This is a genomic window from Candidatus Minimicrobia sp. QA0096 (assembly GCF_963967315.1).
In the GTDB taxonomy this organism is placed as follows: Bacteria; Patescibacteriota; Saccharimonadia; order Saccharimonadales; family Saccharimonadaceae; genus Nanosynbacter.
Genome location: NZ_OZ017288.1, coordinates 266120 through 282215, shown reverse-complemented (window position 1 = coordinate 282215; position 16096 = coordinate 266120). Strand labels below are relative to the sequence as shown.

The 16096-nt window shown below is 45.0% G+C and carries 20 protein-coding genes; 19 read left to right on the top strand and 1 reads right to left on the bottom strand.

Annotated features, from left to right (window positions below; translation table 11 throughout):
• Positions 1 to 59 precede the first annotated feature (59 nt).
• The 8 genes from gap (at position 60) to AACH20_RS01470 (ending at position 6783) form a co-directional block, all read left to right on the top strand.
• Positions 60 to 1082 carry a type I glyceraldehyde-3-phosphate dehydrogenase gene (gene gap, locus AACH20_RS01505; protein WP_338503487.1) on the top strand — a complete coding sequence of 341 codons (1023 nt, stop codon included), beginning with the start codon at positions 60 to 62 and terminating at the stop codon, positions 1080 to 1082.
• Positions 1083 to 1099: 17 nt separating this feature from the next.
• Positions 1100 to 1552 carry an RpiB/LacA/LacB family sugar-phosphate isomerase gene (locus tag AACH20_RS01500; protein WP_129631214.1) on the top strand — a complete coding sequence of 151 codons (453 nt, stop codon included), beginning with the start codon at positions 1100 to 1102 and terminating at the stop codon, positions 1550 to 1552.
• The gene (locus AACH20_RS01495; protein ID WP_338503484.1) at positions 1549 to 2199 is read left to right on the top strand and encodes a ribulose-phosphate 3-epimerase; all 651 of its coding nucleotides are present in this window, start codon (positions 1549 to 1551) and stop codon (positions 2197 to 2199) included. Before AACH20_RS01500 ends, AACH20_RS01495 begins: the two co-directional genes overlap by 4 nt.
• Complete coding sequence (locus AACH20_RS01490; protein ID WP_338503482.1) at positions 2199 to 3035, top strand: transketolase; 837 nt, start codon at positions 2199 to 2201, stop codon at positions 3033 to 3035. The genes AACH20_RS01495 and AACH20_RS01490 overlap by 1 nt, the downstream gene beginning before the upstream one ends.
• A complete protein-coding gene (locus AACH20_RS01485; protein WP_338503480.1) occupies positions 3032 to 3994 on the top strand; it encodes a transketolase family protein in 963 nt (320 codons plus the stop codon). Before AACH20_RS01490 ends, AACH20_RS01485 begins: the two co-directional genes overlap by 4 nt.
• A gap of 436 nt (positions 3995 to 4430) precedes the next feature.
• Positions 4431 to 5342, top strand: a complete 912-nt coding sequence (locus AACH20_RS01480; RefSeq protein WP_338503478.1) for a class II fructose-bisphosphate aldolase — start codon at positions 4431 to 4433, stop codon at positions 5340 to 5342.
• On the top strand, positions 5342 to 6304 hold the full coding sequence (locus AACH20_RS01475; protein WP_338503476.1) for a carbohydrate kinase family protein: 963 nt from the start codon (positions 5342 to 5344) through the stop codon (positions 6302 to 6304). The genes AACH20_RS01480 and AACH20_RS01475 overlap by 1 nt, the downstream gene beginning before the upstream one ends.
• On the top strand, positions 6304 to 6783 hold the full coding sequence (locus AACH20_RS01470) for a hypothetical protein (protein WP_129637266.1): 480 nt from the start codon (positions 6304 to 6306) through the stop codon (positions 6781 to 6783). Before AACH20_RS01475 ends, AACH20_RS01470 begins: the two co-directional genes overlap by 1 nt.
• On the opposite strand, the gene AACH20_RS01465 is transcribed toward AACH20_RS01470, so the two are convergent.
• Entirely contained in the window at positions 6784 to 7455 is a 672-nt protein-coding gene (locus AACH20_RS01465) for a TIGR00730 family Rossman fold protein (protein ID WP_338503473.1), read from the bottom strand.
• A gap of 122 nt (positions 7456 to 7577) precedes the next feature.
• Between AACH20_RS01465 and AACH20_RS01460 the strand changes: the two genes are divergently transcribed.
• From AACH20_RS01460 to AACH20_RS01410, 11 genes are all read left to right on the top strand, one after another.
• Positions 7578 to 7766, top strand: a complete 189-nt coding sequence (locus AACH20_RS01460; RefSeq protein ID WP_338503472.1) for a hypothetical protein — start codon at positions 7578 to 7580, stop codon at positions 7764 to 7766.
• 103 nt (positions 7767 to 7869) lie between these two features.
• A complete protein-coding gene (locus AACH20_RS01455) occupies positions 7870 to 8178 on the top strand; it encodes a hypothetical protein (protein ID WP_338503470.1) in 309 nt (102 codons plus the stop codon).
• A 27-nt stretch (positions 8179 to 8205) separates the two neighbouring features.
• Positions 8206 to 10176, top strand: a complete 1971-nt coding sequence (gene uvrB / locus AACH20_RS01450) for an excinuclease ABC subunit UvrB (RefSeq protein ID WP_338503468.1) — start codon at positions 8206 to 8208, stop codon at positions 10174 to 10176.
• A gap of 30 nt (positions 10177 to 10206) precedes the next feature.
• Positions 10207 to 10992 (top strand): hypothetical protein, encoded by a 786-nt coding sequence (locus tag AACH20_RS01445; protein WP_338503466.1) that lies wholly within the window; start codon positions 10207 to 10209, stop codon positions 10990 to 10992.
• Positions 10993 to 11059: 67 nt separating this feature from the next.
• A complete protein-coding gene (gene gatC / locus AACH20_RS01440) occupies positions 11060 to 11347 on the top strand; it encodes an Asp-tRNA(Asn)/Glu-tRNA(Gln) amidotransferase subunit GatC (protein ID WP_338503463.1) in 288 nt (95 codons plus the stop codon).
• The gene (gatA, locus tag AACH20_RS01435) at positions 11347 to 12717 is read left to right on the top strand and encodes an Asp-tRNA(Asn)/Glu-tRNA(Gln) amidotransferase subunit GatA (RefSeq protein ID WP_338503461.1); all 1371 of its coding nucleotides are present in this window, start codon (positions 11347 to 11349) and stop codon (positions 12715 to 12717) included. Before gatC ends, gatA begins: the two co-directional genes overlap by 1 nt.
• Positions 12717 to 13136, top strand: coding sequence for a hypothetical protein (locus AACH20_RS01430; RefSeq protein WP_146423190.1), 420 nt, complete (start codon positions 12717 to 12719; stop codon positions 13134 to 13136). Before gatA ends, AACH20_RS01430 begins: the two co-directional genes overlap by 1 nt.
• The gene (gatB, locus tag AACH20_RS01425) at positions 13136 to 14584 is read left to right on the top strand and encodes an Asp-tRNA(Asn)/Glu-tRNA(Gln) amidotransferase subunit GatB (protein ID WP_338503458.1); all 1449 of its coding nucleotides are present in this window, start codon (positions 13136 to 13138) and stop codon (positions 14582 to 14584) included. Before AACH20_RS01430 ends, gatB begins: the two co-directional genes overlap by 1 nt.
• A gap of 34 nt (positions 14585 to 14618) precedes the next feature.
• The gene (locus tag AACH20_RS01420; protein WP_338503456.1) at positions 14619 to 15512 is read left to right on the top strand and encodes a UTP--glucose-1-phosphate uridylyltransferase; all 894 of its coding nucleotides are present in this window, start codon (positions 14619 to 14621) and stop codon (positions 15510 to 15512) included.
• Between the two features lie 15 nt (positions 15513 to 15527).
• Complete coding sequence (locus tag AACH20_RS01415; protein ID WP_243813046.1) at positions 15528 to 15815, top strand: hypothetical protein; 288 nt, start codon at positions 15528 to 15530, stop codon at positions 15813 to 15815.
• Complete coding sequence (locus tag AACH20_RS01410) at positions 15784 to 16080, top strand: DUF5665 domain-containing protein (protein ID WP_129635164.1); 297 nt, start codon at positions 15784 to 15786, stop codon at positions 16078 to 16080. The genes AACH20_RS01415 and AACH20_RS01410 overlap by 32 nt, the downstream gene beginning before the upstream one ends.
• Positions 16081 to 16096 lie beyond the last annotated feature (16 nt).

Genomic DNA, 16096 nt, shown 5'->3' with positions numbered 1-16096 from the left:
ACAACTTTGTAGTATAATTAAGAAAAGCTAAAGCGAAAATATCTAACAGGGAGGGCGATATGGCTGTAACGAGAATAGCAATTAACGGCTTCGGGCGAATCGGACGCAATGCGTTTAAGATTGCGAACGAGCGAAGCGACTTGGAAATTGTTGCGATCAATGATTTAACTGATACGAAAACTTTGGCGTATTTGTTGAAGCATGATAGCAATTACGGCGAGTACGGACGCCAAGTTGATTTTACGGAAAATGAGCTGATTATTGAAGGTAAGTCGGTTAAGGTGTTGGCTGAGAAAAATCCAGAAAATCTGCCGTGGCGAGATTTGAATATTGATGTGGTGATTGAATCGACAGGATTTTTCACCGATAAAGATGGCGCGAGCAAGCACTTAACGGCTGGCGCAAAGCGTGTGGTTATCAGTGGTCCGACGAAGTCTGAGGGAGTCGATACGATTGTTCTGGGGACTAACGACGACAAGGTGAAAAACGCGACGCCAATTGTGTCTAATGCTAGCTGCACGACCAATTCTTTGGGTGCGGTTATGGCAATTTTGGACGCAGAGTTTGGTGTTGAAAAGTCAATGTTAACGACGGTGCATAGTTATACGGCTAGCCAAAAACTTCAGGACGCGCCATCCAAGGATCTTAGAGAAGGTCGCAACGCCGCCGAAAACATTGTCCCGACTACGACTGGCGCCGCAATTGCTGTGACTAAAACCTTACCGCAATTAACTGGAAAATTTGATGGACTTAGCGTGCGTGTACCGACTCCAGTGGTGTCGCTTAGCGACGTGACGGCGCTTCTCAGGAAAGATGTGACTGTCGAGCAGATAAATGACGCGTTCAAAAAAGCTGCCCAGAGTAATTTCTATCAAGGCATTTTGGGTGTTTCTGAGGAACCTTTGGTGAGCCGCGACTTCATTGGCAATTCATATTCGGGGATCGTTGATCTTCCATTGACGAAGGTAGTTGGCGGTAATTTGATCAAGGTTATGGTCTGGTATGACAATGAGTGGGGCTATTCTAATCGCTTGGTCGAGTTGGTAGCTGACGTCGGATATTATTTGCAGAATCAAGCATAACCATTATAATAAGAAGTATGAAGATTTATCTAGGTTCCGATCACCGCGGTTTTATGCTGAAAGAAAAAGTTTTTGCCTATTTGGTTAAAAATGGCTATGACGTTCAAGACGTCGGCGGTGTAGAATTAAATCCTGATGACGATTTTCCGCAATTCGCACAGGCGGCAGCGTTAAAGGTCATTGGTGATGATAGCAAAGATCCGCGTGCGATATTAATTTGCGGCGGTGGACAAGGAATGTGTATGGCGGCGAACCGCTTTAAGGGAATCCGAGCTAGCGTGATTTGGGATGCGTTTGAGGCAAAGATGACGCGCCAAGATAACGATTCGAATGTTTTATGTTTGCCGGCGCGAGTTTTGGAAGATAATGAGTCTGCTTGGAAGGGGATTGTGGAAACATGGCTGAACACTCCTTATGCGAATGCTCCGCGATTTAATAGGCGTAATGCGCAGTTGGATGAATTGTCATGAGTAATTCTGTAATTGCACCAGCAATTTTGGCAGAAAATGCCGATCAATATAAAGAGCAGGTTGATAAGATAACTGGTCTTGTTGAGCGTGTGCATATTGATATTTCTGACGGTGAATTTGCTCCGACGTTGACTGTCGGAATTCCAGAATTATGGGCGCCGGAGGGTTGGATGATTGATATTCATGCGATGGTTAATGATGTTGCTGAGTATGTTCCGAAGTTGATTGCCTTAAGGCCGCATATGATTATTGTTCATGCAGAGGCGACGGGGGATGTGAAGACTGCGCTCATGCAGATTCGTCAAGCTGGAATTATGGCGGGGCTGGCATTACTTAAACCAACGGTTCCACGAACGGTTGAGGAATTGATAAAAATAGCAGATCACGTAATGATTTTTAGTGGTGAGTTGGGGCGATTTGGCGGCACTGCTAGTCTTATGCAACTAGAAAAAATACGACTTATTAAAGCTATTAATCCTAGTGTTGAAATCGGTTGGGATGGTGGAGTGGCGGTAGATAACGCGTACAGTTTGGTTCAGGGCGGCGTTAACGTTCTGAACGTTGGCGGCGTTATTCAGAAATCGTCAGATCCTCGCGCTATTTTCTCCAGATTACAGCAGGAGATTAATAAAACGAGCGTGCTTTAATGGATATTGACGCTACAACTAATCTGAAGAAAATATCGCAACAATTGCGAAAGTCTGTCATTCGTGAGCTATCCGAGGCTGGTTCGGGTCATTCTGCTGGGTGTTTGGGTTTTGCTGATGTTATGGCGGTTTTGTATTTTCATGCCATGCGACTAGATCCTGAGAATCCAGATTGGAAAGATCGGGATATTTTCGTGATGAGTAACGGTCATTATGCTCCGCTTTTATATGCGACGCTGGCGGAGCGGGGATTTTTCGATAAAAAAGAACTCGCTAATTTGCGAAAATTTGGCTCCAAGCTCCAAGGTCATCCAGAACGCGGCAGTTTACCGGGAATTGAAACGACTAGCGGTCCTCTGGGCTGCGGTCTAAGTCAGGCGGCCGGCATGGCGTATTCATTGCAATATTTGGGTGGCAATTCTGAGCGATTCGTTTACTGTAGTTTGGGCGATGGCGAGCTTGACGAAGGAAATATTTGGGAAGCGGCGATGTTTGCGAAAAAATATAATCTGGCGAATTTGATTACGATTGTTGATAGAAATAATATTCAGATTGGTGGCGATACGGAAAAGGTGATGCCACTAGGTGAGTTGGCGGACAAATGGCGAAGTTTTGGCTGGAATGCGCAGGAGATTGACGGACATAATCATTCGGCGATAATTCAGGCGATTGATAAGGCAAAGAATTCTCGGCAGCCGAGCGTGATAATTGCGCATACAATTCCTGGTCGCGGCGTTGATTTTATGGAATATGATTATCATTGGCATGGAAAATCTCCTGACGCCGAGGAAGCGGAGCGGGCGCTTGCTCAATTGAGTGAAGGAGGTGGCGAATGAGTTTCTTAATGGAAAATTGGCAGAATTTGGAACTTGCAGTAATTCGCGTTGGCTTTGGCGAAGGCTTGGTTGATATTGCGAAGAAGAATAATTTGGTGGTAGCGCTGAGCGCGGATTTGATGGAAAGCGTTGGCTTTGGTAAGTTTTACGAGGAAATCGGGAAGCCGCGGGCAATTGAAGTTGGCGTGGCGGAACAGAATTTGGTTACCGTGGCGTCTGGATTGGCGGCTATGGGAAATATTCCGTTTGCAGCCAGTTATGCGGCGTTTAGTCCGGGTCGCAACTGGGAGCAGATTCGCACGACTATTTGCCTTAATAATCAGCCGGTCAAGCTGGTCGGTTCTCATGCAGGGCTTAATGTCGGTCCAGACGGCGCGACACATCAGATGTTGGAAGATATTGCGCTGATGCGAAGTTTGCCTAATATGGTGGTTTTGGCGCCCGGTGATGCTAATGAAGCCAAGCTAATGGCGGCGGCAATGGCTGGAGATAAACACCCAAACTACGTAAGATTGCCAAGAGAAAAAACACCGCTATTCCTGAATCAATCTACTTTTGAGATTGGAAAAAGTTATACGTTGAGGCGCGGCAAAGATGTTGCCTTGTTTGGAGCTGGCACGATGACTTATCAATTGTTGTTGGCAGCGGAAAAGCTTGCGAATGAATATGACATTCAGGCGGAAGTGATTCATTTCCCGACGATTAAACCGCTGGATGAAGAGGTCGTACTTAACGTAGCTCAAAAATGCCAGGCTGTCATTACGGCGGAAGAGGGGCAGATTGCTGGTGGATTTGGCTCAAGCGTGGCAGAAGTTCTTAGTGAGAATATGCCGGTGAAGATGAAGCGAATTGGTGTTAATGACGCGTTTGGAGAGTCGGGCAAGATGTCTGAATTGTGGCAAAAGCATGGCTTGGATGTCGATTCAATTGTTCGTAGTGTTGTCAATTTTCTCCAGTGAAAAACCCGCCAGGAGCTACCGCCAAGATCTAATTAAAGACCTCAAAGCAGTAGTCCTGACGGGTATGTGATTATCTACGATGATGTTTCATACCGTAGATAATTGAGAGGAGTGAGATACTCCCCAGCGCAAATGCCACTCCCTCGAGCGGTCCATAGACTGCTAGTAGACAGATAAGTGCTGCCAACCATGTCGCGCACATCATCAAGATGAGCAGGATAAACCCGCTAAGTGCGAATTTGGCTATCCTGACAATAGGGCTCATTTCTCTTCCTTCCTGAAAAGAAAACACTCAAAGCTAAAGGGCGACTTCCGCCCTAAGACAAAGCCTCGAGCAAAAGTTATTTTATGTTATCACCAAAATAACATAATGTCAATTCTCTTGGCATAGCGGGCAGTAATTGATATAATTACCATAAGTATTTTAGGGGGCAGTATGGGATTATCGATTTCAGAGATTCGGAAAAACACGACACGGGCGCGTCATTTAATGCAGCGGACACGGGCGCAGCGTTTTGCGGTTGGGGCGTTTAATATTGACAATCAAGAAACGCTAATTGCGGTGGCGCGGGCGGCGCAAAAACTTCAATCGCCAGTGTTGGTTGAGGTTTCCGACGCCGAAGTGAAGGCTATGGGTCTAGAGAACGTTCGCGATCTGGTGGACAATTATAAGGCTGAGTACGGAATTGAAATGTATTTGAATTTGGACCACGGTCCGACGGTTGAGGGCTGTAAGCGAGCGATTGATGCTGGATATGAGTTTATCCATATTGATATTTCTCAGGCGAATCATAACGCCTCTGATGAGGAAATTATTGCGAAGACTCGTGAAGTTGTTGAATATGCCAAGTTTACTGGTGCGCTAGTGGAATCTGAGCCGCATTATTTTGGCGGAAGTTCAAATGTTCATACGGAAGATATAAATTACGAGGAGATAAAAAAGACTTTCTCTACGCCAGAGGGTGCGCGTGCGTTTGTCGAGGCGACTGGAATTGACACTTTTGCGGCGGCGATTGGCAATTTGCATGGCAAATATCCAGTTCCGAAAGTGTTGGATTTGGATTTGTTGGCTGACATTCGTGAGGCGATTCATTGTCAGATTTCGTTGCACGGTGGGTCTGGCACGCCGCTGCATTATTTTGAGGATGCTGCGAAAATTGGCGTTTCTAAAATCAATATCAATTCTGATATGCGCTACACTTTCCGAACGACTCTGGAAAAGACATTACGTGAAAATCCAAATGAGTATGCTATCGTTAAATTAATGCCGCCAGTTTATGCCGCTGTACAGGAAGTGGTGGAGTCGAAGATTAAGGCGTTTAATTCCGTACGAAAGGCAGTGGTTTAATGGCAAAAATAATCACCGTTGGTGCGGCAATTCAAGACGTATTTTTAAGCCAATCAGACGCACTGACGCCAGTTTGTGAAAGTCCAGAACACTGTTTTGCGCGACTAGATTTAGGGGCGAAAGCCGACGTAAACCAGATTCATTTTTCGACTGGCGGTGGCGCTACAAACGCCGCGGTAACGTTTTCCAGGCAAGGGCATTACGCTAGTTTTATGGGCGCAATCGGTCATGATCCAGCTGGGCAAGCAGTGATTGCTGACTTGGATAAGGAAAATATTGACACGCATTTGGTGAGGTACTCGCCAAAATACAGCACGGGATATTCAGTCTTACTATTAGCCTCAAATGGCGAGCGGACAATTTTAACATACCGCGGTGCTTCTACTCATTATCACGAGTCAGACTTTGATTTATCAGAGGAAGATGCGGATTGGCTATATGTTTCAACATTGGCGGGAAATATGCTGATGCTTCACAAATTATTCCAGCAAGCCAAGCGTCGCGATATGAAAATATGCTTTAATCCTGGAAAGAAGGAATTGGCACAAAAAGATAAATTGCTGGGATTATTGTCTGATGTCGATGTTTTAACTTTGAACAAAGAAGAAATGCAGCAATTGGTATCCGGCGAGGATTTGGAGGCCTTGGTTAGAAGAGGTTTGAGATTAGTTCCGGTCGTTTTAGTGACGGACGGCGTAAATGGCTCGATTGCAAGCGATGGAAAAACTATCGTGCGAGCGCTGATGTACGACGACAGACCGTCAATTGACAGAACTGGCGCTGGAGATGCGTTTGCGTCGGGATTTTTGAGTGAATGGGCGCGAAGCGGCAATTTGAAAAACTCTGTGATTATGGGCAGCGCGAACGCTAGTTCGGTGGTTATGAAAATTGGAGCAAAGGCTGGAATTTTATATGCTGGCACAGTACTTCATGCTATGCCAATTCAAGAAAGGGAATTATAATGGCGCAAAATTTGGGGAAATTGTTGGGCGGTGACGCGAAAAAGCGTCGAGCATTAACCGAGCTCAGGCAGATGACTAGAGATGATAGCGATGTGCGATTGATTGCGGAAATATTGGCCAGAGCGCACTCAATTATTCGATCTCTAGGTCTGGATCCGTCAAACGCTACGGCAGAAGAAATTTACCAATCACTAATGGCTATTGCGCCGAAAGTAGACAAATGGGCGCCGTTCAAGGCTTCTGAATGGGTACTTTTGGACGTTGATGGGCAAGTGATTTCGTTTAATCCAATTGACGTTATAAATAACTATCACTGCCAGTTACCTCTGGGAAAGCAGCAAACAACGTATGGTAAGCGAGGTCTGGGATTTGAGATTACGCGCCGATATAAAAACCACCCGCGCACATATAATCCAGCTGTGGAGCGAGTGGTTTGTCAGGGCGGAATTTGTTGGATTGAGCCGAAGCCTAAGAAATAACTATCGGTCGCAACAAGTTCGCTGATTCCTAATTAGCTCAACTACTTCCGTAATGTCTTCAGTAATTGTGTAGGTTTTTTCATCGCCGTCAGATATCAGCTTGTTTGGAAGCATATTTTCGCAAACAAAATCATCCCATTTACCCCAGAATTTTTTATCAAACAGAACAATTGGCACTGGCGCCATTTTCTTAGTTTGTGTCAATGTGATGATCTCACAAATTTCATCCATTGTACCGAATCCGCCGGGGAAACAAACGTACGCATCAGCCAGAAGCGTCATAACGATTTTTCGCGGCGCGAAGTGAGTGAATGCGAACGAATCTGTCGTATAGTTGTTTAAGGATTGCTCGTGTGGCAAGCGAATGTTGAATCCGACTGATTTTCCGCCAGCTTCCATAGCGCCGCGGTTTGCCGCTTCCATAATTCCGCCACCACCGCCGGTGATGATTGTGTAGCCTTCTTTAGCTAATTGAAATGCTAAGTCTTTGGCTTTTTGGTAATATTCATTATCTTCAGTTATCCTGGCTGATCCAAAAAAAGTTACGGTTTTATGATATTTTTGGAGAATTTCATAGCCGGCATGAATTTCGTCATCGACTTTTCCTAATCTGAACATCGCAGCCTGAAGTTGCAATTCGCGCGGAATACAAACATTTTTCGGTGTCATCATTATCCTTTTTATTTTATGATTTTAACTTTATTACTATATCATAAAATGTCTATGGTTACAATACGCTGACGGTAAATAATCCAATCATATACAATCAAAGCATAATCTAAGCGGAGATTTTTATGGAAAATAAATCAACGGCCAATAAATGGCTGATCGCGGCGGTGATTGTTATGGGTATAATTATCGTAGCTATGGCTACTTGGATAATTGCTGGTGCTATGCATAAAAATAGTGACTCTAACTCTTCGGTAAAAACCAGCCAAACAAAGAAAGACTCATCTGATTCACTGGAAAAAAACTCGCGGTGAAGGCGAGGAGCCGTCAAATGAGGCAAAGAAAGAATATAAAGATTTCCGAACCAAAGGCGACGGTACGGGCATTCGTTTAACTTCAGCAAGTGATGTTGATAAATTGGATATTGACAGTTCTTTGAAGAAGTTCTTGAAGTCTAAAGTCGGTCAGCCAATTCCAGAGCGTGAAGGTTCTGTGTATGAGCCAATCATCGACCGTGCATACGGAAAATATGCGGCAGTATATGGCTTGACGAACGCTTATGCTATTATCGGACCAAAGAGCGGTACTGGTGAAATTGCAATTGTTGCGGGCACGCAGCAAGGTGGCATGTCGTGCTCAGACTTGAAGTTGACATCGGTTCCGAGTCGCTTGGTTGACGGCAAATGTGAAGTTTCTGGCTCGTCTCAAACTTATGGCCAAGACTAGTTTTCATAAATATAGTAAAATAGAGAGGTGAATAAATTTCGCCTCTCTTCTTCATATCAGCCCACGGGCGATCAGCCGCGAGCAATTGCTCAGTTGGTCGATGGTTTGGAAAAAGGTCAGCGCGAGCAAACTTTGCTGGGTGTGACTGGTTCGGGGAAGACGTTTACAATGGCGAATATTATTGCCGAGCGCAATGTGCCGACGCTGGTTTTGGCTCACAATAAGACTTTGGCGGCACAACTTTTTTCTGAGTTTAAGGAATTTTTTCCAGACAATGAAGTCCACTATTTTGTTAGCTATTTTGACTACTACCAGCCAGAGGCGTACATCGCTTCAAGCGACACTTACATCGAGAAAGATTCGAAAATCAACGACGAAATTGATCGGCTTAGGCACGCGGCAACTTCTGCGTTATTGACGCGCCGCGATGTAATTATTGTGGCGAGTGTGAGCTGTATTTACGGCATTGGTTCGCCAGAAACTTACGCCGATATGGCTATTAAATTGACCGTTGGTGAGCGCCGAGTCCAGGACAAGTTTATTCGCCTATTGACCGACATTCAGTATAAGCGCAACGACATCGATTTTGCGCGTGGAACTTTTCGGGTGCGCGGCGATGTCGTGGATATTTTTCCAGCGGGTCAAGATACTGCGATTCGCGTGGAATTCTTTGGTGATGAAATTGAGCGGCTGACGAAGATCGACCCCTTGACTGGCGAGATTTTGGATCGTCCAGACCAATTTACAATTTTCCCATCCAGCCACTATTCGACACCACGTGAGCGAATTGAAAAAGCAATTGTTGGAATTGAAAATGAGTTTAATCAGCGACTGAAATGGTTTGAGGATAATGGCAAGTTTTTAGAGGCGCAAAGGCTGAGTCAGCGTACCAAATATGATTTGGAAATGCTGAAGGAAACTGGTTTTGTGAAAGGAATTGAGAATTATTCGCGCTATTTGACCGACCGAGAACCTGGCGAGCAGCCGGCAACTTTGATTGATTATTTTCCGGACGATTGGCTACTTTTGGTTGACGAATCGCACATGACGTTGCCGCAAGTTCGGGGAATGTACAACGGTGATCGCGCCCGTAAGGAAGTTTTGGTTGAGCATGGTTTTCGTCTTCCAAGCGCGCTGGACAATCGCCCACTTCGATTTGATGAGTTCAATCAGCATATTCATCAGGCAATTTATGTTTCCGCTACGCCGGGAGATTATGAACTTTCTCACTCGCCAAAGCCAGCTGAGCAGCTTATTCGACCGACTGGGTTGCTTGATCCGCCGATTGAAGTTCGACCGACCGACGGGCAGGTTGATGATTTGATGGAGGAAATTCGCCAGACGATTGCGAAAGGTCATCGCGTGTTGGTGACGACACTAACCAAGCGAATGGCGGAGGACTTGAGCGCTTATTTGACGGAAAACGGCGTGAAGACGGCGTATTTGCATAGCGAAATTGATACACTGGAACGTGGTGATATTCTGAAAGATTTGCGACTTGGAACGTATGACGTGCTGGTTGGAATTAATCTATTGCGTGAAGGTTTGGACCTTCCGGAGGTCAGTTTGGTGGCAATTATGGACGCTGATAAGGAAGGTTTCTTGCGTAGTGAGCAGGCGCTAATTCAGACGATTGGGCGAGCGGCGCGGCACGTTGATGGGCGAGTTATTATGTATGGCGACAATGTTACGGATAGTATGCGTCGAGCAATTGACGAAACGAATCGACGTCGAGCGATCCAGCAGAAATATAACGAAGAGCATAATATTACGCCGCAAACTATTCAGAAGAAGATTGACGACGGTTTGCGCTCGATTATCCCGCAAAAAGAATCTGATAAAAAGCCAAAGCTTAACCTGAAGAAAATTCCAAAAGACGAATATCCAGCTTTGATTAAAGATCTGACGGCGCAAATGGAACTACATAGCGCTAATTTGGAATTTGAAAAAGCGGCAGAACTGCGTGACTTAATTGCAGAAATCCGTCATACAATGTAGAATAAAAATATTATTAGATTAGGAGGGATTATGGCAGCAAAAGAACAGCCACAGCCAACAAACGTCGCGCAACCAGAAATGCCGATGCAACCAAATGCTTACCAGGCATATCCACAATACGCATACGAAGACCCAAATAAGGGCAAGGCAAAGATGCTAACTTTGGAATACGCTTTAGCAATGGGCTCAGCGATTGTTTCAGTCATGTTGCTGATTGACATCATAACCAAGGTGTTTGGTTTGTGGACGAATTCAACATCAATGTTATTAAGAAGTGTTGGCGGATTTTTCGCGCCATCAATGGTAACTCAGGGAACGGGAATTATTGCAGCGTCAGTGTTTGCTGTACTTTTGGCTGTATTGTCACTAGTTCTATTCTCTCGCGTATCAAAAGCTGTTCCGGAGCGTGAAGGCTACACAAAGCGAACAGCTTACAAATTGGTAACTTACGGCGGTTTGGCGGTTTTGATTATTCCAGCTGTCGACTTGGTTGCTCGATTAGTAAGCATTTTGATCAACTCATTGCTATTTATCGGCGTTGGTGACGGTGGCGAATTCTATAAGAGTTTGTACTTGGGTGAATTCTTGCCATATGCATTAGCTCTTGCAATTGTTGCTACTAGCGCTTACTTCATTTGTCAAATTGTCAAAGGACGCAACATGTCAAAGGCTTTGTCCTTGATGCTGATTGTGGCTTCTTCTGTCGTATTATTGACTGGCGCTATTACAATTGCCGTTAAGGCACACAACACGGGTAGTGCAGTAAAGCCTTCTCAATTAGACTACACTAGCCGATATAAAGATTACTCAATGTAATAAAACCCAGAGAAGAATAAAGTCGCTCATTTTAGTGGGCGGCTTTTTTTAGTGGTATAATATTGATATGATAACTATTTCTACCAGCGATATTCAGCACTTGGCGAGTTTGAGTAGTCTGGCATTAACTGATGACGAAACCGACGGACTGCGCCAAGATTTGGAAAATATAATTGGCTACATTGAGCAGTTGAGTGAGCTTGACGTGTCGGGTGTTGAGCCGACTTATCAGGTTACGGGGCTGAGCAATGTGTGGCGCGAAGATGAAGTTCAAGTGGGGATTTCTGTTGAGAGCCTGCTCGATTTGGCGCCGGAAAAACAGAATAACCAAGTGAAAGTTCCGCAGGTATTGTAATGAGTGAGATTAGTGATTTTATCGGCAAGAGCGCAGTTGAGAATGTAAAAGAAGTATTACGACGAGCGCGTGAAATTGGGGAGTATAATGCGCTGCTTAGCTTGACGGAAGAGCGTGCACTGGAGCGAGCAGAAAAAGTTGATGCTGGCGAGATTTCTGGGCGATTGGCGGGCGTGCCATTTGTTGTGAAGGACAATTTTTTGGCGTTTGGTGCGCCAACGACTGCCGCTTCAAAAATGCTAGAAAACTTTAATGCGCCATTACAGGCGACGGCTGTTGAGAAATTGGAAGCTGAAGGTGCGATTTTCATCGGTAAGGCGAACTTGGATGCTTTTGCACACGGTGGTTCGACGGAAAACTCGGCATTTGGTCCAACCAAGAATGCTGCTGATAAAACGCGAGTTGCTGGCGGATCATCTGGTGGATCGGCGGTAGTCACGGCGCTTGACGTGGTTCCGTTTGCGCTTGGTACGGATACTGGTGGTTCGATTCGTCAGCCAGCCAGCTTTAACGGAGTGGTTGGAATTAAGCCGACTTATGGGGCGGTTAGCCGTTATGGCGTAGTAGCGATGGCGTCAAGTACGGACACAATTGGTTGTTTTGCTACGAACGCAGAAGATACTGATTTGGTGATGGAAATTATGGCTGGTCGCGATGATAAAGATATGACGACTTTGCCTGATTTTTGGAATAATCAGCCAGAATTCGCAAAGAAAAAGATAGGTCTAGTCAAGCAGTGTATGACCGACGACGTGGACGCGGAAGTTCGCCAAAAAACGCTTGATTATGCGGAGAAATTGAAGCAGCTTGGTTACGAAATCGAGGAAGTAGATTTGAGCATGATGCAACATTCTCTGGCGATGTATTACATAATTGTGCCGGCGGAATTGTCCTCAAATTTGGCGCGATATGACGGTGTGCGATATGGTCATCGAGCGGCGGAAGTGAAAACTTTGGCGGAACTTTATGGTCGTAGTCGAAATGAAGGATTTATGACTGAGAATAAGCGACGAATCATGATAGGAAGTTTTGTATTGTCAAGCGGATTTTTCGATGCTTATTATATGCAGGCTCAAAAAGCCAGGACGCTGCTTATTGACGAATTTAAGAAGTTATTTACCAGATATGACGCGCTATTGATGCCGGTTGCGCCAACTCCTGCGTTTAAGATTGGGGAGAATGCTAGCGATCCGATAAAAATGTATTTGGCGGACATTATGACTGTGCCAGCAAGTTTGGCTGGACTTCCTGCAGTTGCCGCGCCAGCTGGAAATAGTGATGAAGGTTTGCCAATTGGCGTGCAGCTTATTGGCGATTACAAGTCGGACAAGAACTTGCTGAAGCTAGTTTCGGAAGTGGAGAAGATTTGATGGATGGATTGATGGTTGCGATAGTTGTTGCGGCGTTGATTATCGGCGCCTTGCTGATGATTTTCATTCAATTGACTTCTCGTGGTCGCGGTCAAATTGACAAAGAAATGTACCAGAGGGTTTGGCGGCAAATTTTGCGCAATGTCGAAACCAGAAAATCGGAAAGTATGCAGATGGCGATAATGAAGGCGGACAAATTGCTGGACAAAGCTATGCGCGACTGCGGCGTGGCTGGCGAAACGATGGGCGAACGTATGAAATCTCGCAAGGGATATTGGAGCGATGAAAATGGGCTTTGGGCGGCGCATAAATTGCGTAATCAAATTGCCCACGAAACCAGTGTAACGGTAACGGCGCAGAGTTTTCGTCGAGCTATGGCGAGTTTTGAACAGGCATTAAAAGATTTGGGAGCATTATAATGAGTGTATATGACGATTATGAAATGACAATTGGTATCGAATGTCACGTTCAGCTAGCGACGAAAACCAAGCTATTTAGTCCGGCCGACAATGACGCTCGCGACGCTGAGCCGAATACTAAGACGCATCAGATTGATTTTGGTTTGCCGGGGATGTTGCCGGTTTTGAATAAACACGCTGTTGAGTTGGCGGTTCTCGCTGGAAAAGCCTTGAATTCGCCGATTGCGCACGTTAGCCGATTTGATCGAAAGCATTATTTTTATCCAGATTTACCAAAGGGCTATCAGACTTCACAGATGTATAATCCGATTATTTTGGCTGGATATGTCGATGCGCCATTGGAAGATGGTTCTTTGAAACGCGTGCGAATCCATCATGCTCACATGGAGGAAGATGCTGGTAAGTTAACGCATCACGACGGCTATTCGTTGGTCGATCTTAACCGTGCTGGCACGCCGTTGATTGAGATTGTTTCTGAGCCGGATATGCATTCGGCTGAGGAGGCTAAAGCTTACGTTTCGGAACTTCATAAATTGATGGTTTATGCGGGCGTGACTTATGGTAATTTGTACCACGGAAATATGCGATTTGACGTTAATATTTCAGTAGCAAAGAAGGGCGCAACAGAGCTTGGAAAGCGCGCAGAAATTAAGAATCTCAATTCCTTCCGCAGCGTTGAAAGGGCTGCTGAGTATGAGTTCAAGCGTCAAGTCGATATTTTGGAACGTGGCGAAGAAGTTGTTCAGGAAACCAGAGGTTGGAATGATGACAAGCAAATAACTATTTCTCAGAGGTCAAAGGAAGACGCGCAGGATTATCGCTATATGCCAGACCCAGATATTCCGCCAGTTGTGCTGACTGACGAGGTGATTACTGAAATTCAGTCCAAAGTGCCGATGCTTCCGGGTGAATATAGGGAAAAATGGAGCGCGCTGAACTTGGATAAATCTGTTATCAATTCGCTTTTGTCTAACCAGGATTATGCTCAGATTACATTGGAAGTTCAGGAAAAGTCTGGTGAGGCTTCCGCTAAGCGAGTCGCGCATTGGTTTGCGAGCGCATTGACGGCTTCTGACGAAAGTGACGCGCAAATGGACAATGAATCTATACGTGTGGCGGTTGACGATTTGATAGAATTGGCTGAAATGACAGAGAAGTCTGAAGTTTCCAGCACGAATGCAAAGGAACTGTTCAATGAGCTTCTGGCTGGCGCGACAAATCCACGTAAGCTTGCTGAGGAGAAGAATTTATTACAGGTTTCTGATGAATCGGCGATTGCTGCAATCGTTGACGAAGTTCTGAGCGATCCAGCTTCGGCGGCGTCAATTGCAGACATTAAGGCTGGAAAAGATAAGGCTATTGGCTATTTGGTTGGTCAAGTCATGAAGAAGTCTAAGGGTCAAGCTAATCCAAGCCTTGCTCAGAAACTGATTCGCGAAAGACTTTAGAATTGCTGAAATAATAGGGAATAGGAGCTGAAATATGAGAAAACCAACTAAAGCTATCATCGCCGCTGCCGGTTTTGGTACACGATTTTTGCCACAAACTAAAGCCATGCCAAAGGAGATGCTGCCGCTGATTGATAAGCCGATTATTCAATACGTCGTCGAGGAATTAGTTGAGGCTGGCATTAAAGATATCATTATTATCGGTAGCGCGAATAAGCGAGCAATCGAGGATCATTTTGACGAGCCGAATGAAGAGCTTTTGGCTAATTTGCGTGCTGGCGGTCCTAAAAAACAGCCGTTCATTGACGAGGTGCAGAATTTGGCTGAGATGGCAAACTTTATTTATATCCGCCAGAAGGGCCCGTACGGCAACGCAACACCTTTGGCCTGCGCCTCGCATTTGATTCATCATGATGAGCCTGTGATTTACACATTTGCGGATGACTTTATTGCGGCTAGTCCAAGTCGTTTCAAGCAGATGATCGAGGCATCAGAAAATCTAGATGGAGCGGTTCTGTCATGTAAGAAGATAACTGATGATGCGGAATTTGATCGTTATGGAGTTATCAACGGTCAAGGAGTGAAAGATGGCGTTATAAAAATGACGAATATCGTTGAAAAGCCGGGCAAGGAGAACGCGCCTTCTGATTTGGCGAGTGTCAGTAGCTATTTACTTCCGGGCGAGATTTTCGGCTATCTAGACAAAGCCAAGGAAGAATTTGACGGCAACGGCGAGTTTACAATTCAGCCAATTATGCAACAAATGATTGACGACGGATTTGATTTCTATGGCGTAGAGATTACGAACGGCACTTATTATGACACTGGCGATAAATTGGAATATTTGAAGACGGTGATTGACTTTGGATTGCGTGATCCTAACTTTGGTGATAAATTGCGCGCCCATCTGACGGATCGTCTAAAATAATGTATAATAAATAACATGAACGGATTGCTTATTATATTAGTGATTTTGATGGTGATTTTTGTCATCATGATGATCGCTATGACAATTTCCATCATCAAATTAACGCGCCAAATTCGCCAAACCCAGCAGAACGTGGAGGCAATAAGCCAGCGAATTGCTAGTCTGAATGGAATTGTGAGTACGGTTTCAATTGGCGTAGAACTAGCCAAAAGCTTCGCTTCAAAGAGCGGATTTTTCTCGAAATTTTTCTCAAAGAAGAAGGTAAAAAAGAGTGAAAAAGTCAGCCAAAGAACAGTCAAATAAGTTGGCAAAAAAAGTCGTTCGTGATAACGAAAACGGTGCTCGTCGGGCGATTTTGGAGGATTTGTTTTTTGATTTTCATAAATCTCGCCATCAGGTTTACTGGGTGAATTTTGTTCGCGGAATTTTCTTTGGCCTTGGAAGTGCTTTGGGTGCGACATTATTGATCGCGATATTGATTTGGATTTTGGGGCAATTTGCCGACATTTTTCCGCCGTTGGCTGATTTTATCAACCACTTAATTGAGACAATGCAACGTCGTCAATAGCGTGCTATAATTGTTA

What these genes read in the sequence shown, in the direction of transcription:
- AACH20_RS01460 (WP_338503472.1), top strand. Translation starts at nt 7,578, where the DNA reads ATGGAAAATAAATCAACGGCCAATAAATGGCTGATCGCGGCGGTGATT.
- AACH20_RS01420 (WP_338503456.1), top strand. Translation starts at nt 14,619, where the DNA reads ATGAGAAAACCAACTAAAGCTATCATCGCCGCTGCCGGTTTTGGTACA.
- AACH20_RS01465 (WP_338503473.1), bottom strand. Translation starts at nt 7,455, where the DNA reads ATGATGACACCGAAAAATGTTTGTATTCCGCGCGAATTGCAACTTCAG.
- gap (WP_338503487.1), top strand. Translation starts at nt 60, where the DNA reads ATGGCTGTAACGAGAATAGCAATTAACGGCTTCGGGCGAATCGGACGC.
- AACH20_RS01470 (WP_129637266.1), top strand. Translation starts at nt 6,304, where the DNA reads ATGGCGCAAAATTTGGGGAAATTGTTGGGCGGTGACGCGAAAAAGCGT.
- gatC (WP_338503463.1), top strand. Translation starts at nt 11,060, where the DNA reads ATGATAACTATTTCTACCAGCGATATTCAGCACTTGGCGAGTTTGAGT.
- AACH20_RS01495 (WP_338503484.1), top strand. Translation starts at nt 1,549, where the DNA reads ATGAGTAATTCTGTAATTGCACCAGCAATTTTGGCAGAAAATGCCGAT.
- AACH20_RS01480 (WP_338503478.1), top strand. Translation starts at nt 4,431, where the DNA reads ATGGGATTATCGATTTCAGAGATTCGGAAAAACACGACACGGGCGCGT.
- AACH20_RS01430 (WP_146423190.1), top strand. Translation starts at nt 12,717, where the DNA reads ATGGATGGATTGATGGTTGCGATAGTTGTTGCGGCGTTGATTATCGGC.
- AACH20_RS01500 (WP_129631214.1), top strand. Translation starts at nt 1,100, where the DNA reads ATGAAGATTTATCTAGGTTCCGATCACCGCGGTTTTATGCTGAAAGAA.
- AACH20_RS01415 (WP_243813046.1), top strand. Translation starts at nt 15,528, where the DNA reads ATGAACGGATTGCTTATTATATTAGTGATTTTGATGGTGATTTTTGTC.
- AACH20_RS01475 (WP_338503476.1), top strand. Translation starts at nt 5,342, where the DNA reads ATGGCAAAAATAATCACCGTTGGTGCGGCAATTCAAGACGTATTTTTA.
- AACH20_RS01445 (WP_338503466.1), top strand. Translation starts at nt 10,207, where the DNA reads ATGGCAGCAAAAGAACAGCCACAGCCAACAAACGTCGCGCAACCAGAA.
- gatA (WP_338503461.1), top strand. Translation starts at nt 11,347, where the DNA reads ATGAGTGAGATTAGTGATTTTATCGGCAAGAGCGCAGTTGAGAATGTA.
- gatB (WP_338503458.1), top strand. Translation starts at nt 13,136, where the DNA reads ATGAGTGTATATGACGATTATGAAATGACAATTGGTATCGAATGTCAC.
- AACH20_RS01490 (WP_338503482.1), top strand. Translation starts at nt 2,199, where the DNA reads ATGGATATTGACGCTACAACTAATCTGAAGAAAATATCGCAACAATTG.
- AACH20_RS01485 (WP_338503480.1), top strand. Translation starts at nt 3,032, where the DNA reads ATGAGTTTCTTAATGGAAAATTGGCAGAATTTGGAACTTGCAGTAATT.